Source organism: Sporolactobacillus kofuensis, assembly GCF_024125425.1.
Taxonomy (GTDB): domain Bacteria; phylum Bacillota; class Bacilli; order Bacillales; family Sporolactobacillaceae; genus Sporolactobacillus; species Sporolactobacillus kofuensis.
Map to the genome: position 1 here is coordinate 16963 of NZ_JAMXWN010000017.1, position 24990 is coordinate 41952.

Below are 24990 nucleotides of genomic sequence, written 5' to 3' on the forward strand. Positions count from 1 at the left end.
AAGAGGTGGATGAACTTGGAGAAGAAGGACATTTTCTCACAAGTCAGTCATTTGGAGGAACAGCTGGGGCAAATCTACGTAGATTTTGGAAATCTGAAAGCTCAACTCACCGCGTTATTGGAAGAAAATCAGAATTTGACTTTAGAAAATCGGAACTTGAGACAACGCATTGAGGATGCCGGCAGCCAAAATTCTGATACGAAAACCCAAAAGACGCATAAATCGGGAACCATTTCTGAACCTGACATTGGTGAGGGCTATGACAATCTGGCAAGGTTGTACAAAGAGGGCTTTCATATTTGCAATTTGCATTACGGCAGTGTCCGCAAAGATGGCGATTGTTTGTTTTGTCTCTCATTTCTAAATAAAAAATGATTGCGCGGGTTCGGACGACGCGATCTGAATGCATTGTTTGGGTGAAATGTAATGAATGAAACATATGATCAGAGTAAGGAACGCGTCGATTATCTTTTTAATACAGGTTTAAAAATCATTCAGTCAAGTGATCTTTTCCCTTTTTCCCTGGATTCAGTTCTGCTTTCGCGTTTTGTCTATGTACCAATACAAAAGGGCAAGCTAGTGGATCTTTGTTCAGGAAATGGCGTGATTCCATTTCTTCTATCAGAACGGACAAAAGGAAAGATTACGGGTGTTGAAGTGCAGCCTGAGGTATGTGCCCTTGCCGAGCGCGGTGCCGTTCTTAATCACTTAGAAGATCAGATCAACTTTATATGTGCGGATGCCAAGAACATCGATAAGCAAATTGGAAGAGGGACCTGTGACGTGGTCACCTGCAATCCCCCCTATTTTTCGGTCGATGCGGCACGTGATATTAAGCTGAATCGTCATTTGGCGATTGCACGCCATGAGCTTTTGATTACGCTCGCAGATGTGCTCTTTATAAGTAGTCGACTACTGAAGCCGGGCGGTAAGTTTGCGCTGGTGCACCGGCCGGAACGTCTTGTTGATATTTTGGAGGGTATGCGTGCGCAAGGCATTGAACCGAAACGGGTTCAGTATGTGCATCCGCATCGCCATAAACCTGCAAATATTGTATTGGTTGAAGGAACAAGAGGCGGCAAGCCTGGACTCTCAGTGCTGCCGCCAATCGTTGTCTACCATGCAGACGGTCGTTATACGGAGGATGTGTGGCCCGAGTCATGAAGCCATTTAGTGTTTATATACTGGAGTGTGCGGATGGCAGCCTCTATACGGGGTATGCTGCTGATGTGGCAAAACGGTTCGCACTGCACTGCAGTGGGAAAGGTGCTAAATACACGCGAAGCCATAAACCTCTACGTATTGCCTATCAGGAGCAGTTGACGGACAAGTCATCCGCGATGCAAAGAGAATGGGCGATTAAGCACCTGACCAGGCAGGAAAAACAGGAATTAATTCAAAGGAGCAGCACAGATGTGGGAACAGCGCAGTTTTCAAAGCGATCATGAAGGGAAAGGAACCTTGTTTCTTGTCCCCACACCGATTGGAAACCTTGACGATATGACCTTTCGTGCACTTGAAGTGCTTAAGAAAGCCGATCTGCTCGCTGCTGAAGATACGCGGCACACAATGAAACTCTGCACACACTTTGACATTCACGTGCCGCTGGTAAGCTATCATGAACACAATAAGAAGACAAGCGGAGCAAAGCTACTTACAGAACTCGAAAGCGGAAAGAACATTGCTCTAGTGACGGATGCCGGTACACCGGGTATTTCTGATCCGGGGGCCGACCTTGCGGCATTATGCATTGATCACCAGATTCCGGTTGTTCCGCTACCTGGAGCGAACGCAGCGGTAACCAGCCTCATTGCATCAGGGTTACCCACGGATCACTTTCTCTTTTACGGCTTTCTTCCGCGTGCAAATAAGGAACGCGGTCAAGCACTGGATACGTTGCGGGTGTTTCCGTATCCGATCATTTTTTATGAGTCGCCTTTTCGAATAAAGGATACGCTGAAAGATCTGTTCGATACTTTTGGAAATCGGTGCATTTCCCTGTCGCGTGAGCTCACCAAGCGTTATGAAACGTTTGTCCGCGGTTCACTGGATGAGGTTATGAGCTTTATCGGTACAGGTGAGGCTCCAAAAGGAGAATTTTGCTTAATCGTTGAAGGAAATAACGACAACGAAGAACAGGCAAACGCATTATGGTGGTCGGCACTTACTGTTCAGGAGCATGTTGACCATTATGTGCAGGAGAACGGATTGTCTGTGAAAGATGCGATCAAACAAGCGGCAACGGATCGTGCACAGCCAAAGCGTGAAATCTATCGGATTTATCACCAAATTGAAAACTAACCTTTGAGGATTTACGCTTGTCGTGAATCCTTTTTGATTAAGATAAGAATGTCTATGATTTTTGGCTATAATGTGGTAGTAATGCGAGACGCCTGCGGAGGTTCCTGCTGATCGTGAGCCAAGTGAGACTCCGCAGAAAGTGGGTTGACCGAAGAGGATTAAGGATCGCCTGCGGCAAGCGAGCGATCAAAGCGCAATGGGTGTAAAAAAAGGACTGGGCGGTTCTTGCCACGGTTTTGCTAAATAGACGCAGTTACTCATGGAAAAACTTGGGGTGAACACACAAGGATCGTGCATCAGAGCAAGCTTCGTGATCCCTTTCGCTTTCTTGACATTCATTACGGTGAAACGTATAGTTTTTAAAGATAGGGATCATTTGGAAACGGTATTCATTAAGGAGGTTGCACAGGCTCATGACTGAAGAAAAAAAATCTTTCTATTTAACGACGCCTATATACTATCCAAGCGGTAGATTACATATTGGCCATGCCTATACTACGGTGGCTGGAGACGCGATGTGCCGCTATAAACGGCTGCGCGGATACGATGTCATGTTCTTAACAGGAACAGATGAACATGGCCAGAAAATTGAAGAAAAAGCAAAAGCAAAAGGGATAGCGCCCATAGACTATGTGGACGGAATGGTTGCTCAGATTAAGCAGCTATGGAAGAAACTTGATATTTCCTATGATGATTTTATCCGCACGACACAAGAGCGCCACACAAAAGTCGTACAGAAACTTTTTGCAAAGCTGGAACGCCAAGGCGACATCTATCTCGGCGAATATGAAGGCTGGTACAGTATTCCTGATGAAACCTACTATACCGAGTCGCAATTGGTCGATATTGAAAAGAACGACAAGGGTGAAGTGATCGGTGGGAAGAGCCCGGACAGCGGTCACCCGGTTGAGAAAGTTAAAGAAGAATGCTACTTCTTTAAGATGAGCAAGTATGTCGATCGTCTGCTGCAATACTATGAGGAACACCCCGACTTTATTCAGCCGGAGTCGCGTAAGAACGAAATGATCAATAACTTTATTAAGCCCGGCTTGGAAGATTTGGCGGTTTCCCGTACTTCCTATACATGGGGAATCAAGGTTCTCGACAATCCAAAACATGTGGTCTATGTGTGGTTGGATGCGTTGATTAATTATATAACAGCGATCGGTTATGGTTCTGAAGATGAAACGAAATTTAATAAATTCTGGCCGGCCGACGTGCATTTGGTCGGAAAGGAAATTGTTCGTTTTCATACCATTTATTGGCCAATTATGCTGATGGCGCTTGGTCTTCCGTTACCAAAGAAAGTGTACGGACACGGCTGGCTATTGATGAAGGATGGCAAAATGTCCAAATCAAAAGGCAATGTTGTGGATCCGGAACCGCTGATCGACCGCTATGGGCTTGATGCGCTGCGCTACTACTTGCTCCGCGAAGTACCATTCGGTTCTGATGGTATGTTCACACCGGAAGCCTTTGTTGAACGTATTAATTTTGATTTGGCCAACGATCTTGGGAACTTGCTCAACCGTACCGTTGCAATGTGCAACCAATATTTTGATGGAAAAGTTCCTGCCTATGCTGGTCATGTCACCGAATTTGACGCAGGACTCGAAGATGCGCTGAAGGAGACACGCGCGACCGTTGAAGAGCAGATGGAAAATCTGCAGTTTTCGGTTGTTTTGTCGGCAATCTGGAAGCTGGTCGGACAAACAAATAAATACATCGATGATACGCAGCCTTGGGTCCTCGCCAAGGATGAAGCGAAGAAAGAAGCACTTGCATCGGTGATCGGACATCTCGTGAACACGATCCGGGTTGTTGCAATTATGATTCAGCCGTTTTTCACATCGACGCCAAAGAAAATGTTCGCACAGCTCGGTGTAACTCAGGATGAAGATCTGGCATGGGATTCAATCCAGGTACCTGATGCGAATAAAGGTCAGTGGACGGTGCAAAAGGGAGAACCCATCTTCCCACGTCTTGATCTGAAGGAAGAAGTGGCTTACATCAAGTCGCAGATGCGCGGCGCAGCCGATACAAAACCGAACGGCAACAAAGAAAGCAAGTCAAAGGCGAAGAAAAATGCTGAGGTACCGGCACAAATTAATCTGGAGGACTTCCAAAAAATCGATTTACGTGTTGCCGAAGTCCTTAAGGTTGAAAAGGTGAAGGGTGCAGATAAACTGCTGAAACTTCAGCTTGATCTTGGTTATGAACAACGACAAGTTGTTTCAGGAATTGCCGAGTACTATACGCCGGAAGAACTGGTCGGCTTAAAAATAATTGTGATTGCAAACCTTAAGCCTGTGAAATTACGGGGTGAGCTGTCACAAGGCATGCTACTGGCGGGTGACGCAGAGGGCACGTTAAAAGTTGCGACGGTCTCGGGTCCGTTACCTAATGGGACAAAGATTCGTTAATCTGAAGAGATGGACGACACAGAAGGCGGGAGTTCGGCGATTCGCAGATCCCGCCATTTTTGTATGACATAAACGTATAGAAAGTTTGAAACGCTGATTCTGTCTGTATTGAAGGATTGTTGTGAACGGAAAAAATCGTTTCATTGAATGATTTCATGATCGTATTCGGTCAGAGGAGGACAGTCATGCTCTTTGACACACATACACATATCAATGATGAGGCTTTTGATGCAGATCTTCCGGCTGTACTGGATCGTGCAAGAGCGGCCGGTGTTGCTCAAATGGTTGTCGTTGGTGTTGATCGCGCGACTATTGAGCGGGTCTTTCCAATTATCGATCAGCATAAGCATATTTATGGTGCCATTGGTTGGAATCCAGAAGATGCAATTGATATGACTGAAGATGATTTTCAGATGATTAAGCAGCAGCTTAGTCATCCGGGTATTGTCGCACTAGGTGAAATTGGGCTGGATTATCATTGGGATAAATCGCCGAAATCGGTGCAGCATCAGATATTTCGCAGACAAATTCGGTTGGCTAAGGATGCGGGTCTTCCGTTGATTATTCATGACCGCGAAGCAACAGAAGATGTTGCGCGTATTCTTCGTGAGGAGCATGCGGAAACAGTGGGCGGTGTGATGCATTGCTACAGCGATAACTGGGAATGGGCGCAGCAATTTATCGATTTAAATTTTTACATCAGTTTTGGGGGACCTTTGACCTTCAAGAATGCGTCCTTGCAGCGAGAGACAGCTGAACAGATTCCGCTTGAACATTTGCTGATTGAAACCGATTGCCCATTCTTAAGTCCGCATCCGTTCCGCGGCAAGAGAAATGAACCGGCGCGCGTCCGTTTGGTGGCTGAGAAGCTTGCGGAAATTAAAGGGCTGACCCTCGAACAGATTGCCCAAATAACAACGGAGAACGCAATGCGTTGTTTTCGAATCAATACGGCTACTGAAAACAGCTGAGCAAGGAGAAACTTATGATTGTTAAAGAAATTATTGTTGTGGAAGGCAGAAGCGACACGGAAGCCATTCATCGTGCGCTCGATGCCGATACAATTGAGACGAATGGATCGCGCGTCAGCAAACGCACGATTCGAGCGATTCAACATGCGCAGGCGCGCCGCGGAGTCATTGTATTTACGGATCCGGACTATCCAGGCGAGCGGATCCGAAAGATTGTCAGCAGCGCTGTACCTGGGTGTAAGCACGCGTTCATTACGCGGAGAGAAGGGCGTGGCGCGGCAAATGAAAGCTTAGGCATTGAACATGCCTCGCCGAGAACCATTCTTCATGCTTTGGAAAAGGTCTATACACAGTTCGAGGAACCCGAGGAACAAATCAGTATGCAAACGTTAAGATCGCTAGGATTACTTGGGGGCAAGACATCACGCGCACTTAGGGAACGGCTCTGTGATCAGTTGAACATTGGCTACGCAAATGGAAAACAGCTGTATAAACGGCTGCGCATGTTTCAAATTGCAGAGAGTGATCTGATACAGGCACTCGATGCCATCCGATCGGAGGAATGAGTGTCATGAATAAGAGGATCTCTTCACCGAAGACGATGCAGGATGTCATTCATCGTCACCGGTTTACGTTAAAGAAAAGCCTGGGGCAGAATTTTCTTATCGATGAGAACATTTTGAATAACATTGCAGCTGCTGCGGGAATTGATCAGGAAAGCTACGTATTGGAAATCGGACCGGGTGCCGGTGCACTGACGCAAGTGCTCGCGAGTCAGGCAAAGAAAGTGATTGCCGTTGAAATTGATCGTCGACTTGAACCGGTATTACGTGATACACTTCAGGATTTTGACAATGTAGCTGTGCACTTTGGAGATGTTCTGAAACTGGATCTCCATCAGATTATCGCTCAGGAGTGCCCACCTGAGGCGTCGGTGACTGTTGTCGCTAATCTTCCCTACTATGTCACCACACCTATTTTGATGAAGTTGTTAACCGAGGGTCTCCCAATTGAAACGATTGTGGTTATGATTCAAAAAGAAGTAGCGAGCAGACTTCAAGCTGAACCGGGCGAAAAAAGCTATGGATCTTTGTCCATCGCCGTCCAATATATTGCGGACCCCAAAATTGTCATGACCGTTCCAAAGACGGTTTTTGTTCCACAGCCCAATGTCGATTCAGCGGTCATTCGTCTTGATGTACGTGCTAATAAAAAGGTAAAAGTTCAGGATGAAGCCTTTTTCTATAAATTGATTCGCGCGAGCTTTGCGCAGCGTCGTAAAACGTTGATGAATAACCTGATGAATAATTTGTTTGACAAAACAAAAAAAGAACACCTGCTTCAAGTGCTGAATCATGTAGGCATTGACCCGAATCGTCGTGGTGAAACGTTAACCATTGAAGAATTTGCGCATTTAAGTGATGCATTATCTCGTCAATAATAAAAAGAAGAGCCGTTCGGCTCTTCTTTTTTTGAAGATTAGTAAGGATAACTGCTTTCGTATAAATGCAGCGAAGATGCGAGATGCGTGCGGGAGTGCAGTCGAGTGAGCTCAGCGGATTTTTAGTTGTTTGAGTAGGCTCACGGATTGCCCGCGGCAAGCGAGCAACCGAAGCACAAAGAACGCAAGATCAAACTTGGTGATTTTTTCCCGATTTTCTCCCTCAATGAAGCTTTCTAAGGCATTAAAAAGTGTAGTTCGGCTTAGCGTCGAATATTCAACCAAGAGCACGCATAACATGATAAAGACGGCTCTGAAGTCTTAAGGTTCCGGACCGCGTGGAGAGAGGGAGAGGGACATGACGATTGAAGTTGGGGATCTTGTGGCGCGTACATCGTACCACTGCGATGTTCCGTTTCGTGTAGTAGCGATTCATGAAGAGTCGAAAAGTGCCGAACTAAATGGTCATGATTTACGTCTTTATGCGGATGCACCGCTGGATGATTTGGTTCTGGTAAGCGATGATGAACGGGAAAAATACGAGAAAATGACGAGTTCAAAAGAGGCGGAGTCTTATAAACTGTTCAGGCAGGATTATAAGCAAATGAAGCTGAAGAGGGGCTACACGGCAACAAATGGTTACCGAGAAAATACGTCTTACTTTGAAATGCCGGGTCGTGTACTCCATGTTGACGGTGATCCTTATTACTTGAAGAAATGCCTCGCCTTTTATGAAAAGTTACGGGTTCCTGTGATTGGAAAGTATATGCCGGAGTCAGAGATGCCTGAGCTTGTCCCCAAGCTTGTCGGCCAGATTCGTCCAGATATCCTTGTTTTGACCGGCCATGATGCATTTATGAAAAATAAAGGAACGGCGGACGAAATAAAGGCTTATCGAAACTCCGGCTATTTCGTTCGAACGGTTAAAGAAGTGCGTTACCATTGGCCGAGTTTGGACCAGATGATTATATTTTCCGGAGCCTGTCAATCCCATTTTGAATACTTAATTCGCGCAGGGGCCAATTTTGCCAGTTCACCAGACCGTGTGAATATTCATGCACTTGACCCGGTGTATCTTGCGGCGAGAGTCAGCTTTACTTCATTTATGGATCGAATTAATGTATGGGAGGTATTGCGCAATACACTGAGCGGAGCAGGCGGCCTTGGTGGCGTCGAAAGCCGTGGTATGTTACGGACCGGACTCCCCTATCCCACCGAATAGTCAACCGAGAAGTGAGAATAATGGCGAAACATTGAAGAAAAAAGTAATTGTATTGGATGATAAATGTATTGACAGTCACAATGGTTTCCTGATATAATTCATACTATTTGATTTTTTGACGTCCATTGTGGTATACTTATAATTAAGCGAGGTGGATTGTCGAGATGGGAAAAACCATTGATGATATCAAAGGCGCTTTAGATGAACGTGTCGGCAAACGTTTGACTTTGAAGGCAAATGGCGGCAGGCGCAAAACGATTCAACGCATTGGTGTTTTGGAAGGAACCTACCCGTCTGTATTTATTGTGAGGCTGGATAAAGATTCGAACGCTTATGATCGCGTTTCATACAGCTACACAGATGTTTTGACGGACTCGGTGGAACTCACCTTTTTAGAGGAAATGGCAAGCGGTCAGTAATGAACAGCGTTGTCCATATTCCGTAACTTAAGACCAACTATTATTATAGCGGATGCGCGCACACTTTTTTGTTGGAAGTTCAGACAAAATTGGAGATGCGCGTTTATGCTTTTATGCAACTTATCGCCAAAATTCATATTAGCACATTTGGCGAATAGAAGGAAGCAAAGTGACACAACCTAATCCTGCTCGACCATTGGAAAGGGGTTGTGCCGATCATGGCCAGACGCAGAGGCATTATGTCTGAATCGTTTAAAGAGGAACTTGCCAAAGAACTGGGTTTTTATGATACGGTAAAAACAGAGGGATGGGGCGGCATCAAGGCTCGGGACGCGGGTAACATGGTGCGCCTAGCAATCCAAAAGGCTGAACAACAGCTATCAAACGCAGAAAAGCGCAATGATTGAGCACGAATTAGGGGGATTCTGTCCAGAAAAGGATGGAACCCCCTTTTTCTTCATGCTTGTTTCCTATATAGTACTATAAGAAGAATAAGATTTTCTGCGTACTATAGGATGGGTGGTCCGGAAAAAGCCGCGCTCCTGTTGATAAATCACAAATCCGTGGCTAACACAGGAAGCCCTTTATATGGGCCAAGAGCTGGTCATCGACAAATTTTTCTATGCAGATAGTAATAGGAAAAGTGGGGGAACTGTTTGAAAGTACTAGAGAAGGCACCGGCCAAAATCAACTTGTCTTTGGATGTCCTCGGCAAAAGAGACGATGGGTATCACGAAGTAAGAATGGTGATGACGTCCATTGATCTTGCTGATCGAGTGGAATGTGAGGATTTGCCGGAGGACACAATTTCGATCCGGACATCGGCACCTTATGTCCCTGAAGATGAACGTAATTTCGCTTATCAAGCGGCAAAGTGCATAAAAGAAACCTATAATATCCACCGCGGCGTGGCTATTTCAATAAAAAAGAATATACCGGTTGCTGCCGGACTTGCAGGCGGAAGTACCGATGCAGCAGCAACGATACGTGCGTTAAATAGACTCTGGAATTTAGAAATGACTTATGAGGCAATGCTCGACATAGCGGTTCAGATTGGGTCTGATGTTGCCTTTTGTATTAAAGGGGGCACCGCGCTCGCTACGGGAAGAGGCGAGCAAATTGCTCCGCTTCCCTCACTGCCGCCGTGCTGGGTGATTTTGGTGAAACCGGCAGTATCCGTATCAACTGCACAAATTTATAAAGAGTTAGATAGCAAGTCCGCGGATCATCCGGATGTTGACGAGATGATTGAAGCGATCAAACGCGAAGATTTTCTTGGCATTTGTCAATTACTCGGGAATACGCTTGAAGCAGTAACGATGAAAAAGGTTGCAGATATTGGAAAAATCAAGCAACATATGAAAACAATCGGTGCCGAGGGTATACTGATGAGCGGAAGTGGACCGACTGTCTTTGCCTTGACTCAACATGAATCGCGTATGCAGCGCCTGATCAATGGCATGAAGGGCTACTGCTCACAAGTATTTGCTGTTCGCCTTTGCAAACCGTTCCCCCTCTTGTCTAAATACGAATAATGGTGTAGAATTGCCTTAAATTATTCGGATTTGGAGGATTATCATGAAACTTAAGCGAAGCAGCAGGCTCGTAGACATGACAGAATATCTGCTGCGCCATCCTCATCAGGTCATTCCGCTTTCCTATTTTTCGGAACGATATGCCTCCGCCAAATCCTCGATAAGCGAAGATCTGACGATTATTAAGGAGAATTTTGAGACTCAGGAAATTGGACGGCTTCAAACGCAGGCGGGAGCTACCGGCGGTGTCTGTTACATGCCCAGTATGGGGAGAACGGAAGCCGCGCAGCTCCTTAGCGATCTACGAGAGCAAATGACTCAGGAGGATCGACTACTTCCTGGTGGTTATTTGTATATGACAGATATCCTTGGAAAACCTGAATACATCAATGCGATCGGCCGTCTCATTGCATCGGTTTTTAGTGACAAGCAATTGGATGCAGTGATGACGATGGAGACAAAAGGGATCCCTCTTGCTTATGCAGTCGCTTCCCAATGCAGTGTTCCGGTTGTTGTTGTGCGTCGGAGTAGCAAGGTAACTGAAGGTTCGACAGTAAGCATTAATTATATCTCAGGTTCCTCAAAACGAATTCAGACAATGGTTCTTCCACGACGAAGCCTTCACGAACATGCGCGCGTGCTCATTGTTGATGACTTCATGAAGGCAGGCGGCACAATGAAGGGCATGATGAACATGATCAAGGAATTTGGTGGCGAAGTTGCCGGCATGGCGGTCTTTGTTGAAAAGAAGGACGAAGTTCCAAAACTGGTTGATCAATATGTTTCCCTCCTAAAATTATCTATTCCGGAACAAGAAGGCATGCTGACCATTGAAAACGGTAATGTTGACGAATGGTTGTCAAAATCACTACTTTCCCACAAATGAAAAAAGAGATCTTTTGTAAATCTGACTACCCCATTTGATCTGATGCAAAAATATTTGTTTTTTCTTTTAGTACTATGCAGGATTTTCCACTTTTTGTGTTGAAACAAGTATTTAGAATAACGCATAAGGGAAAAGGGTGGTGTCTTATTAATGGAAATTACAGATGTCAGACTGCGGCTTGTGCATACTGACGGGCGCATGCGAGCGATTGCTTCGATTACCATCGACAAAGAATTTGTGGTTCACGATATTCGGGTGATTGATGGCAACAACGGTACTTTCGTCGCTATGCCGAGTAAGCGGACACCTGACGGGGAGTTTAGGGATATTGCCCATCCCATCACATCAGGGACTAGAGAGAAAATTCAATCTGCAATACTTAATGAATACGAGCATGCGTGTGAAGGTGATCCTTCATTTGAACAGGCAGGTGCTTCGTGATATAGGGTGTAGATACAAAAAAGGAACCTTAATGGGTTCCTTTTTTCTTAAATGAAAACGAAAAACAGATTCTATCAACTTTCGTTAATGTTGTCTTGAAAAAGGGGTGTTTTTAAGCTATAGTCTAAAATGGACGCTAAGGATCAGCGAAAGCTATGGGGGTTCATCATGTCAAATCGTTATGCGATCATTCTGGCTGCCGGTAAGGGCACTCGGATGAAGTCGAAATTATATAAAGTATTGCATCAGGTCTGTGGAAAACCAATGATACGCCATGTTGTTGACGAGACTCGCAAAGCTGATTTTTCTAAACTCTATGTCATTGTTGGACACGGAGCAGATGCGGTTGCAGCGACTGTAGGAAATGAAGGCGAATGTCTCTTACAGAAGGAACAATTGGGGACGGGTCATGCGGTTCTTCAGGCTGCAGATCAACTCGCCGATGTTGATGGAACGACGGTTGTACTGAATGGGGATACGCCGCTCATTACACATCAGACCATCGAAAAGTTGATGCGTATTCAAGAAGAGCAAGCTGCAGCTGCAGCGGTACTCACAGCGATGGTTGACGACCCGACAGGCTATGGACGAATCATTCGGGATGAGTCCGGCAATGTTGCGAAAATTGTCGAAGAAAAAGATGCGAATTCCGACGAAAAAAGGGTAAAAGAGATAAACACGGGTATTTATAGTTTTGATAACCGAAAGCTCTTTCGTTTGCTAAAGCAGGTAACCAATAATAATGCCCAAGGTGAATATTACCTGCCTGATGTCATTAGTCTCCTCGTCCAAAGTTCTGAAAAGGTGACGGTGTATACAACGGAACACTTTGAGGAAACTGTGGGTGTTAATGACAGAATTCAACTGGCTGCCGCAGGGAAATATATGCAAGAACGGATTAACAGAAACATGATGGAAAATGGTGTAACGCTTATTGATCCGGACTCGACATATCTATCGGCAGAATGCACAATCGGCAAGGATACGATCATTTATCCTGGAACGGTCGTTACCGGAGCATCACATATCGGCAATGGCTGCATTATTGGCCCGCATTCACAAATCAAGAACTGCGCGGTTGGTGATGAGACAGAGATTGATCAATCGGTGCTCGAGGACAGCTGGATTGGCAGCCAAGTACAGATTGGACCTTTCGCTCATATTCGCCCGTTGTCCAAGATCCATGATCAAGCAAAAGTAGGTAACTTTGTTGAAGTGAAGAACACGGAAATTGGAGAACGGAGCAAAGCTTCACACCTGACTTACCTAGGTGATGCTACACTGGGCAAAGACGTCAACATGGGTTGTGGAACCATCACAGTTAATTATGATGGCAAAAACAAATTTGCAACAAAAATTGGTGATGGTGCATTCATCGGCTGCAACGCCAATCTTATTGCACCGGTCACAATTGGTGATGGCGCATTTGTTGCCGCCGGCTCCACCATTACTAAATCAGTGAATGACAATGCACTTGCCATCGCAAGATCCAGACAAACTAATAAAGAAGACTATGCCTTAAAATTGAATTACAGGGTAAACCATTAACTGGAGGGAACCATTAGATGGTCAGCTATTTAGATCCAAATTTGAAAGTATTCAGCCTCAATTCCAATCCTGATCTTGCCAAGCAAATTGCCGAACACATCGGCATTAAACTCGGAAAATGTATTGTGTCATCGTTCAGTGATGGCGAAATACAAATCAGTATTGAAGAGAGTATCCGAGGTAGTGAAGTTTATGTCATCCAGTCCACAAGCGATCCGGTCAACCAACACCTGATGGAATTACTGATCATGATTGATGCATTGAAAAGAGCATCCGCAAAAACAATCAATTTGGTTATTCCTTACTATGGTTATGCACGTCAAGACCGTAAAGCGCGTGCAAGAGAACCGATTACAGCAAAACTTGTGGCAAATCTGCTGGAAACAGCAGGAGCAACACGTGTCTTGACACTGGATCTTCATGCACCACAAATCCAAGGATTCTTTGATATTCCGGTGGATCAATTGCTTGGTGTTCCGACACTGTCTGAATACTTTATGAGCAAACAACTTGATGATATTGTGGTTGTTTCCCCTGATCATGGCGGCGTGACGCGCGCTAGAAAAATGGCTGACCGCCTCAAGGCTCCGATTGCAATCATTGATAAACGCCGTCCTCGGCCAAATGTTTCGGAAGTCATGAACATTATTGGTGATATTCAAGGGAAAACCTGTATTATTATTGATGACATTATTGACACGGCAGGAACGATTACGCTAGCGGCCAATGCATTGGTTGAGCGTGGCGCTAAAAAGGTGTATGCTTGCTGTACACACCCTGTCTTGTCGGGTCCCGCAATCGAACGTATTCAGGCATCTGCAATCAGCGAATTGGTTGTAACAAATACGATTCCACTGCCTGAAGAGAAAAAGACTGACAAAATTGTGCAACTGTCTGTTGCGCCGCTGATTGGAGAAGCAATTATCAGAATTCATGAGAAGCTCTCAGTCAGCCGGTTGTTTAATTAAGATTGAACGGAATTTAGTGTAATACAGGGTTAGATAAGATGTACTAGTTAAAAAAATATTAAAGATGGATTTAATGAAAGGGAGTGCAACGCATGGCAACATTAAATGCGGTAATTCGTGACGACTTTAGAAAGTCATATGCAAAGAAATTGAGAAATGAAGGTAAGATTCCGTCCGTGGTTTATGGAAAAACAGTTGGCAATGCCTCTGTATCCGTTGATGCAGGTGCGGTAAGCAAGTTGTTCCGTAGCGAAGGGCGAAATGCAATTATCAATCTGGACATTGAAGGTAAGAAGTCCTACACCGTCATGGCTCACGAACTTCAGTTCGACCCATTGAAAGCGACTGTTCGCCATATCGATTTTCTAGAAATTAATATGAACGAAGAAATTGATGCAGTCGTACCAGTTGTACTCCAAGGTGCTGAAACTGTTGAAGCAGGAGACGTTGTACTTAACCACCAGTTATCTGAACTGACGGTACGTGCACTCCCTAATGATCTGCCAAGTGCCATTGAAGTCAATGTGTCCAAGCTAACGGTTGGAGATGCAATTCGTATCAGCGATCTTGCTTCAGAAGCAAGCAATTACACAATTCTTGGTGATCCAGAAGACGTTGTTGTTACACTTTCTTATGGTGCCCAAGTAGCTGAAGAACCTGCAGCAGCAGCTGATACTGCAGAACCTGCAGCAGCAGCAGATGAAAACGCAGCAGAATAAGCAAATTGGAATAAATGGGGAAGGACGTAACCAATGCGTTACGTCTTTTTTCACAAGTAAAGAAAGTATATGCGCTTAAAGCAGAGGTTGTGAACCAAATGCGTAGGTGCGCGATTCCTGCGAGCAACAGGAGCGTCATCAAAACCAGGCATGGTTTTTCTAGATAGAAAAAAGTTAGTGATAACATTTTTTGCTTAAACGTGCAGCAGAGATGTGGGACGCCCGCGGCAAGCGGACGATCAAAGCACAATGAATACAAAATAAGGACTGGGCAGTTTTTGCCCGGTTTTTCGCATATCATAAAGCATCTTGAGTAATCGAATAGTTATGATGATCCGGATAGTTACAGCACGGGTGTGTTCGGTAGAGAACGAAGTTACTCAGTAGCTGTCATCGACTTGGTGAAGTCAAGTGATCTAATGAAAGAGAGGAAGTAGCGTGAAAGTCATCGTTGGACTTGGGAACCCTGGTTCTGAATATGCCCATACAAGGCATAACATAGGTTTTGAAGTCATTGATTTGCTCAGTAATCAATTTGGAATTTCACTAACAAAGACAAAATTCAATGCATTATTTGGAAAAGGGACGGTTGACGGGCAAGAACTTTTGCTCGTGAAGCCGCTTACTTATATGAATGCTTCAGGAGAAGCAATCGGACCATTGTTGCACTTCTTTAAATTGTCAGCAGAAGACTTACTGGTAATTCAGGATGATATGGATTTACCAGTTGGAAAAATTCGGCTAAGACAAAAAGGAAGTGCAGGGGGACATAACGGTATCAAATCGCTGATTCAGCATGTGAAAACGCAAGAATTTGCTCGCATCAAAGTTGGCATTGGCCATCCACAGCACACTCATGACGCGGTTGTCCGCTATGTACTACAAGGATTTTCAGCGGATGAACAAATGGACATTGACTCAGCTATGGAACGTGCTTCCAAAGCAGCACGTGCTTGGATGACGTTACCTTTTGCACAGGTGATGAATACGTATAATGCGAATAAGTAAACGGATACGCGGGCATAATCATAGAAGTTTATTTTGGTATATTAAGGTTCTGAGTAATCACTGCAGGGCTTTGGCTTACGCCAAAGCGTTTTTCGGTTTTATGAAAGCGAGGGTAGCCAATGCTTGGCCTGAGCCATTATTATCAACAACACATTGATGAGTTACACACGGTCCTAGAAGGTTATGAGCAAGGCATGCTGCAACAACTGGTTTCCGGACTGTCCGGGGGTGCAAAATCCCTGTGGATCGCCTCGCTTTATCAGCAAAGGCAGCAAGCATCTGTGGTTGTTACACACAATCTCTATCAAGGACAGAAACTTTATAATGATTTGGAAGGATTAATAGATTCAGAGGATTTGCTGCTTTACCCAGCGAATGATTTAATTGCCTCCGAATTAGCTGTTGCCAGTCCCGAACTATTAGCTCAACGTATCGACGTCCTGAACCGTCTCGCACAAAATCAGAAGTGTTTGGTGATTATTCCGGTTGCTGGACTGAAGAAATTACTGGCGCCATTGTATTTGTGGAAGGCAAGCTTGATTCGTTTTGAAACAGGCAAGAAGATTGCTCTTGATGACTTACTACACAAATTGATTGCGATCGGCTATGAACGCGAAACGATGGTTACCGGTCCGGGGCAGTTTAGCATACGCGGGGGCATTATTGATATTTTTCCATTAACTGAGGAACACCCAATTCGTATTGAATTGTTTGATGATGAGATCGATTCTGTTCGCTTTTTCGACAGTGAATCCCAGAGATCTCTAGAAATGATTCAAGGGAGTGTGCGGATCGGTCCAGCACGTGAACTTTTACTTTATGAGGAAAACTATGCAACAGCCGTGGAAAAGCTTGAACATGCATTCGCGCAGACACTTTCCAAGATGAAGGATCAAAAGGCACAGGAACTGCTTAATGAGCGGGTCGGTGCTGATCGTGAAGCATTGAAGCAGCACCAACCATTTAGTGGAATGGTCAAGTATGCTTCTTTGTTCTATAGCAAGAAGACGACCATTTATGATTATTTGCCGGACAATGCTTTAGTTATTTTTGATGAAATCAGCCGAATTCAGGAAATGTCCGAACAATTGGATCGTGAAGAAGGTGAGTGGCAGGTTGATATGCTGCAACGAGGGGAAATCGTTGCCGACTTGCCAATCACGATGGACTGGCCACAATTGACGGAGCGTCTCACGGGTCCGCTACTTCTTCTTTCTCTTTTTCTTCGTTATCATGGACAATTTCAGCCGCAAAATGTCATCAGCATGACATGCCGTGCCATGCAGAATTTTCATGGGCAGATCCCGCTCCTTAAGACCGAAGTGGAGCGTTGGCAGAAGGGCGGTTTTGCCGTAACCTTTCTTGCTTCAGATATTGAGCGGGCGAAACGACTGGCTCAAGTTCTGTCAGATTATGGTGTACCGGCAGAATTGGTTGAGCAGGAGACGCCGCCGGTTCATGGGATCAGTCAAATCACCGTAGGTCATTTTGAGAATGGTTTTGAGTTGCCGCTTAAGAAAATTGCGGTCGTAACTGAACGTGAAGTCTTCACAAAGAAGGCTGCGAAGGCGGCCACTCATAAAGGGAAAAAATTATCGAATGCAGAACGGCTGAAAAATTATAGTGAGCTCAAAGTCGGTGATTATGTTGTACACGTCGATCATGGTATCGGTCGTTATGCGGGCATTGAGACACTAGAAGTCAATGGGACACATAAAGACTATTTACAAATTATCTATAAAGGCAACGATAAGCTCTATGTCCCCGTCGAACATATCGATCAAGTCCAGAAATATGTGAGTTCGGAAGGCAAAGAACCGAAAATCTATGCCCTCGGTGGCAGTGAGTGGAAGAAAGTTAAGAGCAAGGCACGTACCTCTATCCAAGATATTGCAGATGATTTAATCAAGCTCTATGCGCAACGCGAAGCGAGCAAGGGCTATGCCTTTTCTAAAGATGAGGAAGCTCAGCAGGAATTCGAAGCTGCTTTCCCATATCAGGAAACGGTAGACCAGCTTCAGGCCATTGAAGAAATCAAGAAAGATATGGAAAAAGAAAAACCAATGGATCGTTTGCTTTGCGGGGATGTTGGTTACGGTAAAACAGAAGTTGCCTTGCGTGCTGCTTTTAAGGCCATCGCAGACGGTAAACAAGTTGCTCTCCTTGTACCAACGACTATTTTGGCGCAACAGCATTTTGAAACGGCGCGTGAGCGATTTGAAGATTTTCCGGTATCGATTGGGTTACTTAGCCGTTTTCGATCAAGAAAAGAACAAACCGAGACGCTTAAGGGATTAAAGGCAGGCACCGTGGATTTAGTGATTGGGACGCATCGGTTGCTTTCAAAAGATGTCCAATATAAGGATCTTGGTTTGCTCATTGTCGATGAAGAACAACGGTTTGGTGTCACACATAAGGAAAAAATTAAGCAGTTAAAAGCAAATATTGATGTGTTGACGCTGACGGCGACACCGATTCCACGTACACTGCATATGTCTATGCTTGGTGTCCGCGATCTGTCGATTATTGAAACGCCGCCGGAAAATCGATTCCCAGTACAAACTTTTGTGATGGAATACAACGCTTCGCTGATTAAGGAAGCGATTGAGCGGGAAATGGCACGTGGGGGTCAAGTCTATTTCCTTTATAATCGGGTAGAATCAATTCAACATATGGCGGAAATGATTTCAAGTCTTGTACCGGATGCGGCAGTGACTTATGCACACGGCCAGATGAAAGAATCTGAGTTGGAATCCGCAATGATCGATTTTCTCGATGGAAATGATGATGTACTGGTCAGCACGACAATCATTGAAACAGGTGTTGATATTCCAAACGTTAATACATTGATTGTTTACGATGCCGACCGCATGGGTCTGTCGCAGTTGTACCAACTACGCGGCCGCGTTGGCCGTTCTAACCGCGTTGCGTATGCGTACTTTACATATCAACGCGATAAAGTAATGAATGAGGTTGCCGAGAAACGACTTCAGGCAATTAAAGAATTTACAGAGCTGGGTTCCGGATTTAAAATTGCAATGCGTGATCTGTCGATTCGCGGAGCGGGAAATCTATTGGGTGCAGAGCAGCATGGGTTTATTGATTCGGTTGGTTTCGACCTTTATTCTCAGATGCTTCAAGACGCCATTGCAAAACGGAGCAACAAAGAGCCCGCTGTCAAGTTGCCGCCAAAAGTCACTATTGAGATGGACATTGATGCGTATATTCCGGATCAGTACATTGCGGACTCACTGCAAAAAATTGATATGTATAAACGATTTAAATCGGCGGAAACGCTTAATGATGTAGAAGAACTAAAGGATGAGATGATTGATCGTTTCGGGGACTACCCGAGAGAGGTTGCCGATCTGTTTAAAGTTGCAGAGGTACGAGTGATTGCCAACAAACTAATGGTTGAGGAAATCAAACAGCAAAATGCTGAGGTCACGGTTATCTTTTCAGAGGTGGGCTGGAAGGCACTCGATCGTGAATCGTTATTTAAATCAATTAGTAGAATGGGGACAGGCGTCGGGCTTGGTTCTGAAGGGACAAAGATGAAGATTACGATGAAACAGAATATACGGCGTACTGAAGGACCAATGCTGGATGAAGTCGCTAAACTACTTAGTGGTATTGAACAGGTACAGAACGCGTCTGAGAAAGTCGGTTAAATTTGGTGGAAAATGCATACTTTGTCTAGGAGCGCAGATAATAATGCAAGGAATAAATGATTTTTGCGGAAGCGGAAAGAGAGGACATCCTTGTATGAAAGCAACTGGCATTGTCCGCCGAATCGATGATCTTGGGCGGGTAGTTATTCCCAAAGAAATACGGCGAACGCTTCGAATTCGTGAAGGCGATCCATTAGAAATTTTTGTTGATCATGACGGTGAAGTGATCTTAAAAAAATATTCACCGATGAGTGAACTAGGAGATTTTGCGAAGGAATACGCAGAATCGTTGGCTGAAAATTCCGGCAAATTAACACTGGTCAGCGATCGAGATACCATTATTGCCGTCTCAGGCGGATCCAAAAAAGACTATCTCGACAGAAGGCTGCTTTCCGTACCTGAAAAATCGATGGAACAGCGGCAGACCATCTTTGAACCAAACCAAGGCGAACCGTTATTGGAAGGCCATGAGAACTTATCTGGTTCGTATGTCATTGCCCCGATTATTGCCAGTGGCGATCCCATTGGTACAATCATCCTTATTGATAAAGACAAGAAAACGATGAGTGAAGTGGAAGTTAAGCTTGCGGAGACAGCAGCCGGTTTTCTTGGTCGGCAAATGGAACATTAATGATGAATGAAAGAGGCGATGATTTCGCCTCTTTTTTAACGGAAAAATGTAGCGAAGACGCGTGCCGGCGAGTCGCCGCAGAGTATTGGTGAGTCAAGGCGCGCCTGCATTTGGATAGGAGCAGGTTGAGTTGAGTTTAAATGCGTACAACCTAGCCCTTTTGTCTCCAAGCGATACTTCGTGTGTTCAAGAGTAGTGGAAGAGCCAACCTTGAAAATCCATAGAGTATGGTATAATCCAATTTAGAAATGAGGAAAAGCGAGAAAAATCATGGGAAATAAGCAAAGGGAAAGTCATCGGGTTTGGCGCGGTGCGGCGATTCTCACCGGCGCAGCACTGCTTGTTAAGGTTATGAGTGCGCTTTATCGGCTTCCTTATCAAAATTTTGCTGGCGATGTTGGCTTTTATGTTTATCAACAAATCTATCCTTTTTATGCATTGGCAGTGGCACTTGGGACTACCGGTTTTCCGATTGTGATTTCAAAATATATGGCGGAAACTGATGAACAATCGAACAGGGCAGCGCTTCAAAGACATGCAATGGTTGCTTTGCTTCTATTGTGCGGGTTCTTTTTTGTGTTCTTATTCTTCTTTGCACGCGCGCTTTCAGCATTTATTGGTGATCAACACTTGGCACAATTGATTCGTATTGCAGCATCAGTCTATCTTTTTGTGCCTATGGTTGCTCTATTACGTGGCACTTTTCAAGGGGACAAAGAAAATATGCTGCCGACTGCTTTGTCCCAGATCGGAGAGCAGTTGACCCGTGTACTGTTCATTCTTGGTAGTTCGTGGTTCTTGTTCGTCAATCATGGCAATGCTTATCAGTTTGGTTTAACAGCAACTGCGGGTTCTGCTTTCGCCCCAGTGGTCTCTCTCTTGATCTTGTTGTTGTTCCTTCCTCAAAAATGTATATTTTTTCAAAATATCCTGGCCAAGAGCATTGCGCCAATCCATTGGCGATTAGTGAAAAGTCTGATCATCAGTGGGTGTTTGTTCTCTATTCTGGCCCTTCCGCTCCTCACGTTTCAACTTATTGATTCACTGACTGTGCTGCGGCTCTTGGGAAAACTACAGCTTGCGGATCCACGCGCAGAGAAGGGAATCTATGATCGTGCCTATCAATTGACGCAATTTGGTATGATTGCGGCAACATCGCTCACTGCTGCTATCGTACCGCGTCTCGCACAGCTTTCTGCACTCCAAAAAGAACACGATTTTCAATTAGAAGCGACACTCGCATTAAAAATAAGTCTGGCATTTGGTGCGGCAGCCGCCGCAGGACTTGCGGTAATTAGCCGTGAAGTTAATATCATGTTATTTCGGAATGCAGACGGAACACCTTCTTTTGCACTCGCTTCACTGACCATGCTGACGCTTTCACTAATTCTGACCGCTTCCGGCATCCTGGAGGCCGCGGGTAAACCATGGATTCCATTTTCTTTTCTTTTGATTGGTACGCTCGTTAAAGGAGTGGGCAATAGTTTGCTCATTCCGCGTCTTTCCATAACTGGGGCGTCGCTCGCAACATGCATAGGAACAGCGGTTACAGCGGGATTATGTCTCTACTATTTGGAGCGCGTTCGACTGATCAACCGTCTCCCATGGAAGACACTGGTGAAACTAGCCCTAGCACTCACGGGTATGGTTGGTGCCGTGTGGGTTTGGAAAGCGGGAGTGGATCGTTGGAGCACCATCCTTGATACACGGCTGCATGCTGCTTTGCTTGCGTTATCCGGAGCAACCATCGGTGGGATCGTGTTTATCATCATGATGTATTCGATCCGTTATTTGGACAAACGCGATTGGCACATGCTCCCATTACCGGGATTCCGAAAGAAAGGTGCCAACGTGCCAAACGAGGAATCTAGGGCGATCTCTGAGTCACGGAAACTGTGATCCGCCCACAACTTATGATAGAATGAATAAAAAATATGGCAAAGTATGTTTGATTAATCAATAAATGTGGAGGAATGATTTTAATGAATAAAAACGAGCTGATCCATAAAGTGGCTGAACAGACAGGAATTTCAAAAAAAGAGACCGAAACGGTTGTCAACGAAACACTTGAACAGGTGATCAGTGCGCTCAACGCAAATGAAAAAGTTCAAATTGTAGGATTTGGAACATTTGAAGTGCGTGAACGTGCGAGCAGGACGGGACGCAACCCGCAAACGGGTGAAACAATCACAATCCCGGCTACACGCGTACCTGGATTTAGGGCGGGTAATAAATTAAAGGATGCCGTGAAAAAATGAGATTGGATAAATACTTGAAGATTTCGCGCTTGATTAAAAGACGAACGGTCGCAAAGGAACTTGCAGATCAAGGCCGTGTAGATATCAATGGTCAGCCCGGAAAGGCAAGTGCGACGGTTGCAGTAGGTGACGTCTTGACACTTCACTTTGGTCAGAAACCGATGACGGTGCGCGTTCTGCAATTGAAAGAAGTTGTGAAAAAAGAAGAAGCAACTTCTCTTTATGAAGTTGTTAGTGAACAAGGGTTGAACAAATAAATAATGGGCAAACAATTGGCTCATGGCTCTCGTCCTCGGTTCTAAATGGGACAAATTCCTCATAGTGTATGGAAAAGAGGAGGGAGTCCAATGAGTCAATTTTATTCGTCGCAGATCCCGAATAAAGACAAGCCAATTCAAAATCAGAACATTGTCGTGAAGGACCGGAAATCAATTGAGATAACAGGGGTTAAGCATGTCGAAAGCTTTGATCATGAAGAATTTCTACTTGAGACTGTGCTCGGTTATCTCGCAGTTCGGGGCTCTGAATTGAAGATGCAGAATCTGAATGTTGAGCAGGGACAAGTATTGATTGAAGGACATATCATTGAGATCAGTTATTTGGACGATCAGGGCGGAGAAACCGGTAAAGGCTTCTTCAGTAAGCTGTTTCGATGACACTTCACGAACAATATGTCTCGCTCATTCTGATGATTGTCATGGGTGTATGGATCGGTGCTTCATTTTCAGTTTATCAGCGGTACGTGCATCCGGGCAGAGGGCGCCGTTGGCTTTTGCTGATCTCAGACCCCCTCTTTTGGATTGTACAGGCCTTATTATTATTTGCTCTGCTCATGCCCGTGAATGAAGGGCAATTGCGGCTTTATTATTTTTTAGGTATTGCGCTCGGCTTCGCTTTCTATAAAGCATTGCTGGAAAGACCTTTTATGCGTCTATTCAACAGAGTGATGACGGCAATTGTCCGAACAGGACGTTTTATCGCAAAAACAGTCTATCAATTGTTTCTCTATCCCCTCTTTTTTCTATTGATGCTCGCCTACAGATTGTGTAGAATGACAGTAAGCGTTGTTTTGAAGATTTTGCTTTTTTTGCTTGCCATTCCCCTTAAGATTCTGAAAGGCCTGATTCGACTGATTGTGCCGAATCATTGGCTGATCTTTTTGCGAGATACAGGCATCCGGATAAGGCAGAAATTCAGACAATGGATGTCGGTGCTGATAAAGCGCAAATGATCGGGGGGAATAGTCTATGGAAAGTGCTGGCGCAGAGCGAGTCACACGATTGCAGACAAATTATTTGCAGTCGCATGAAATGAACGAAAAGAGAAAAAAGAAAAGACGGCAAGGTCTCATTCGTCGATTGGTCGCCTTTTTGGTGGTGTTCGCAATCGCCTGCACATTCATGATTTCCTCTTTGCTTTCGCAATCTCACCATTTAAGCCAAGCTTTGGAAACCAAAGCAGGGCTTCAAAAACAATTGACCCAATCGAAGCAACAGGCCGGAGAACTGAAGAAACGGATCCAGTTGCTCCACAATAAAAAATATATTGGCGAAATTGCCCGACGTGATTATCTATTATCCAATAAAGGTGAAATTATTTTTTCAAAACCCGATCACAACAAGGATTGACAGGCACTTTTTTTGCTATGTATAATAAAATAATTAGTGATACCAATTTAGGAGGAAGCTTTTTTTTATGTCAATTGAAGCAGGCAGCAAGCTGAAGGGTAAAGTATCAGGAATTACGAACTTCGGAGCCTTTGTTGATTTGCCCGACGGAAAAACAGGGTTGGTTCATATCAGTGAGGTTGCGGATCGATATGTGAAAGATATTCATGATGTTTTGACAGTGGGTGATGAAGTCACTGTAAAAGTGTTGCAGGTCGCTCCCGACGGGAAGATCGGTCTATCGATCCGTAAAGCTGTCGATAAGCCTAAGGTAACATCGTCCAGAGGTCCGAGACACGGTGGAGGCAAGCGGTTTACACGCGAACCAAGCTTTGAGGACAAAATCTCTCAGTATCTGAAAGACAGTGAAGATCGCCTTTCGACGATTAAGCGCCAAACGGAATCTAAACGTGGAGGGCGCGGCGCAAGAAGAGGCTGAGCGCAACCTCCTAGACGTTTCTATATACACATACGAAACATCCAAGCTTATCAAGGCTTGGGTGTTTTTTTATGCAAAAGACTAGAAAATATAAAACTATTTGCTTAAAAATACAGCGGAGATGCGAGACGCCTGCGGGATCAGCGAACCAGTGAGACCCCGCAGACTCTTGCCTGTTCGAGGAGGCTCACGGATTGCCCGCGGCAAGCGAGCAATCGTAGCACAATTGATAAAAGATAAGGATTGAAGGTTTTTGCCTAGTTTTTAAAAAATGAAAGTTAAAGGCTTTTTTGTTTGAAAATACAACAAAAATGAGATACGCCTGTGGGAGTGCGAGCCAAGTGAGACCCCGCAGATAGCGGGAAGACCGAGAAGGCTCACGGATCGCCCACGGCAAGCGAGCAATCGAGAAGCAGAGTGGATTCAAAATAAGGCTTGGGTG

27 protein-coding genes are annotated in these 24990 nt (G+C 44.9%); all 27 read left to right on the forward strand.

Features of this window, described 5'->3' with window-relative positions; translation table 11 throughout:
* The first annotated feature begins 15 nt into the window (after positions 1-15).
* The 27 genes from yabA to NIE32_RS12535 all read left to right on the forward strand — a co-directional run bounded on the left by yabA (position 16) and on the right by NIE32_RS12535 (position 24548).
* On the forward strand, positions 16-375 hold the full coding sequence (yabA, locus tag NIE32_RS12405; protein WP_253077213.1) for a DNA replication initiation control protein YabA: 360 nt from the start codon (positions 16-18) through the stop codon (positions 373-375).
* Between the two features lie 51 nt (positions 376-426).
* Positions 427-1164 (forward strand): tRNA1(Val) (adenine(37)-N6)-methyltransferase, encoded by a 738-nt coding sequence (locus tag NIE32_RS12410; RefSeq protein ID WP_253077214.1) that lies wholly within the window; start codon positions 427-429, stop codon positions 1162-1164.
* Complete coding sequence (locus NIE32_RS12415) at positions 1161-1448, forward strand: GIY-YIG nuclease family protein (protein ID WP_253077215.1); 288 nt, start codon at positions 1161-1163, stop codon at positions 1446-1448. The genes NIE32_RS12410 and NIE32_RS12415 overlap by 4 nt, the downstream gene beginning before the upstream one ends.
* Positions 1414-2301, forward strand: coding sequence for a 16S rRNA (cytidine(1402)-2'-O)-methyltransferase (gene rsmI / locus NIE32_RS12420; protein WP_253077216.1), 888 nt, complete (start codon positions 1414-1416; stop codon positions 2299-2301). The genes NIE32_RS12415 and rsmI overlap by 35 nt, the downstream gene beginning before the upstream one ends.
* A 413-nt stretch (positions 2302-2714) precedes the next feature.
* The gene (gene metG, locus NIE32_RS12425) at positions 2715-4724 is read left to right on the forward strand and encodes a methionine--tRNA ligase (protein WP_253077217.1); all 2010 of its coding nucleotides are present in this window, start codon (positions 2715-2717) and stop codon (positions 4722-4724) included.
* 185 nt (positions 4725-4909) lie between these two features.
* Positions 4910-5695 (forward strand): TatD family hydrolase, encoded by a 786-nt coding sequence (locus tag NIE32_RS12430; protein WP_253077218.1) that lies wholly within the window; start codon positions 4910-4912, stop codon positions 5693-5695.
* Between the two features lie 14 nt (positions 5696-5709).
* Positions 5710-6261, forward strand: coding sequence for a ribonuclease M5 (gene rnmV, locus NIE32_RS12435; protein WP_253077219.1), 552 nt, complete (start codon positions 5710-5712; stop codon positions 6259-6261).
* A 5-nt stretch (positions 6262-6266) separates the two neighbouring features.
* Positions 6267-7136: a 16S rRNA (adenine(1518)-N(6)/adenine(1519)-N(6))-dimethyltransferase RsmA gene (gene rsmA / locus NIE32_RS12440; protein ID WP_253077220.1), complete on the forward strand. Its 870-nt coding sequence runs from the start codon at positions 6267-6269 to the stop codon at positions 7134-7136.
* 358 nt (positions 7137-7494) lie between these two features.
* A complete protein-coding gene (gene yabG / locus NIE32_RS12445; protein ID WP_253077221.1) occupies positions 7495-8358 on the forward strand; it encodes a sporulation peptidase YabG in 864 nt (287 codons plus the stop codon).
* A gap of 164 nt (positions 8359-8522) precedes the next feature.
* Positions 8523-8777 carry a Veg family protein gene (locus NIE32_RS12450; protein WP_023511706.1) on the forward strand — a complete coding sequence of 85 codons (255 nt, stop codon included), beginning with the start codon at positions 8523-8525 and terminating at the stop codon, positions 8775-8777.
* A 218-nt stretch (positions 8778-8995) separates the two neighbouring features.
* Positions 8996-9184, forward strand: a complete 189-nt coding sequence (locus tag NIE32_RS12455; protein ID WP_253077222.1) for a small, acid-soluble spore protein, alpha/beta type — start codon at positions 8996-8998, stop codon at positions 9182-9184.
* Between the two features lie 249 nt (positions 9185-9433).
* Positions 9434-10312 (forward strand): 4-(cytidine 5'-diphospho)-2-C-methyl-D-erythritol kinase, encoded by an 879-nt coding sequence (gene ispE, locus NIE32_RS12460; RefSeq protein ID WP_253077223.1) that lies wholly within the window; start codon positions 9434-9436, stop codon positions 10310-10312.
* Between the two features lie 43 nt (positions 10313-10355).
* The gene (purR, locus tag NIE32_RS12465; RefSeq protein WP_253077224.1) at positions 10356-11198 is read left to right on the forward strand and encodes a pur operon repressor; all 843 of its coding nucleotides are present in this window, start codon (positions 10356-10358) and stop codon (positions 11196-11198) included.
* 150 nt (positions 11199-11348) lie between these two features.
* Entirely contained in the window at positions 11349-11639 is a 291-nt protein-coding gene (gene spoVG / locus NIE32_RS12470) for a septation regulator SpoVG (protein WP_253077225.1), read from the forward strand.
* A 168-nt stretch (positions 11640-11807) separates the two neighbouring features.
* Complete coding sequence (glmU, locus tag NIE32_RS12475) at positions 11808-13187, forward strand: bifunctional UDP-N-acetylglucosamine diphosphorylase/glucosamine-1-phosphate N-acetyltransferase GlmU (RefSeq protein WP_253077226.1); 1380 nt, start codon at positions 11808-11810, stop codon at positions 13185-13187.
* Positions 13188-13204: 17 nt separating this feature from the next.
* The gene (locus tag NIE32_RS12480; protein ID WP_253077227.1) at positions 13205-14155 is read left to right on the forward strand and encodes a ribose-phosphate diphosphokinase; all 951 of its coding nucleotides are present in this window, start codon (positions 13205-13207) and stop codon (positions 14153-14155) included.
* Positions 14156-14247: 92 nt separating this feature from the next.
* Complete coding sequence (locus NIE32_RS12485; protein ID WP_253077228.1) at positions 14248-14874, forward strand: 50S ribosomal protein L25; 627 nt, start codon at positions 14248-14250, stop codon at positions 14872-14874.
* 438 nt (positions 14875-15312) lie between these two features.
* Entirely contained in the window at positions 15313-15882 is a 570-nt protein-coding gene (gene pth / locus NIE32_RS12490) for an aminoacyl-tRNA hydrolase (RefSeq protein WP_253077229.1), read from the forward strand.
* 119 nt (positions 15883-16001) lie between these two features.
* Positions 16002-19553 carry a transcription-repair coupling factor gene (gene mfd / locus NIE32_RS12495; protein WP_253077230.1) on the forward strand — a complete coding sequence of 1184 codons (3552 nt, stop codon included), beginning with the start codon at positions 16002-16004 and terminating at the stop codon, positions 19551-19553.
* 94 nt (positions 19554-19647) lie between these two features.
* Positions 19648-20184, forward strand: coding sequence for a stage V sporulation protein T (spoVT, locus tag NIE32_RS12500; RefSeq protein ID WP_253077231.1), 537 nt, complete (start codon positions 19648-19650; stop codon positions 20182-20184).
* Positions 20185-20454: 270 nt separating this feature from the next.
* Positions 20455-22083, forward strand: a complete 1629-nt coding sequence (locus tag NIE32_RS12505) for a putative polysaccharide biosynthesis protein (RefSeq protein ID WP_253077232.1) — start codon at positions 20455-20457, stop codon at positions 22081-22083.
* Positions 22084-22166: 83 nt separating this feature from the next.
* Entirely contained in the window at positions 22167-22442 is a 276-nt protein-coding gene (locus tag NIE32_RS12510; protein WP_253077233.1) for an HU family DNA-binding protein, read from the forward strand.
* Positions 22439-22699 carry an RNA-binding S4 domain-containing protein gene (locus tag NIE32_RS12515; protein WP_253077234.1) on the forward strand — a complete coding sequence of 87 codons (261 nt, stop codon included), beginning with the start codon at positions 22439-22441 and terminating at the stop codon, positions 22697-22699. Before NIE32_RS12510 ends, NIE32_RS12515 begins: the two co-directional genes overlap by 4 nt.
* Positions 22700-22789: 90 nt before the next feature.
* A complete protein-coding gene (gene yabP, locus NIE32_RS12520; protein ID WP_253077235.1) occupies positions 22790-23098 on the forward strand; it encodes a sporulation protein YabP in 309 nt (102 codons plus the stop codon).
* Positions 23095-23673 (forward strand): spore cortex biosynthesis protein YabQ, encoded by a 579-nt coding sequence (gene yabQ / locus NIE32_RS12525; protein WP_253077236.1) that lies wholly within the window; start codon positions 23095-23097, stop codon positions 23671-23673. Before yabP ends, yabQ begins: the two co-directional genes overlap by 4 nt.
* A 16-nt stretch (positions 23674-23689) precedes the next feature.
* Entirely contained in the window at positions 23690-24070 is a 381-nt protein-coding gene (locus NIE32_RS12530) for an FtsB family cell division protein (protein WP_253077237.1), read from the forward strand.
* A gap of 67 nt (positions 24071-24137) precedes the next feature.
* A complete protein-coding gene (locus NIE32_RS12535) occupies positions 24138-24548 on the forward strand; it encodes a S1 domain-containing RNA-binding protein (RefSeq protein ID WP_253077238.1) in 411 nt (136 codons plus the stop codon).
* Positions 24549-24990 lie beyond the last annotated feature (442 nt).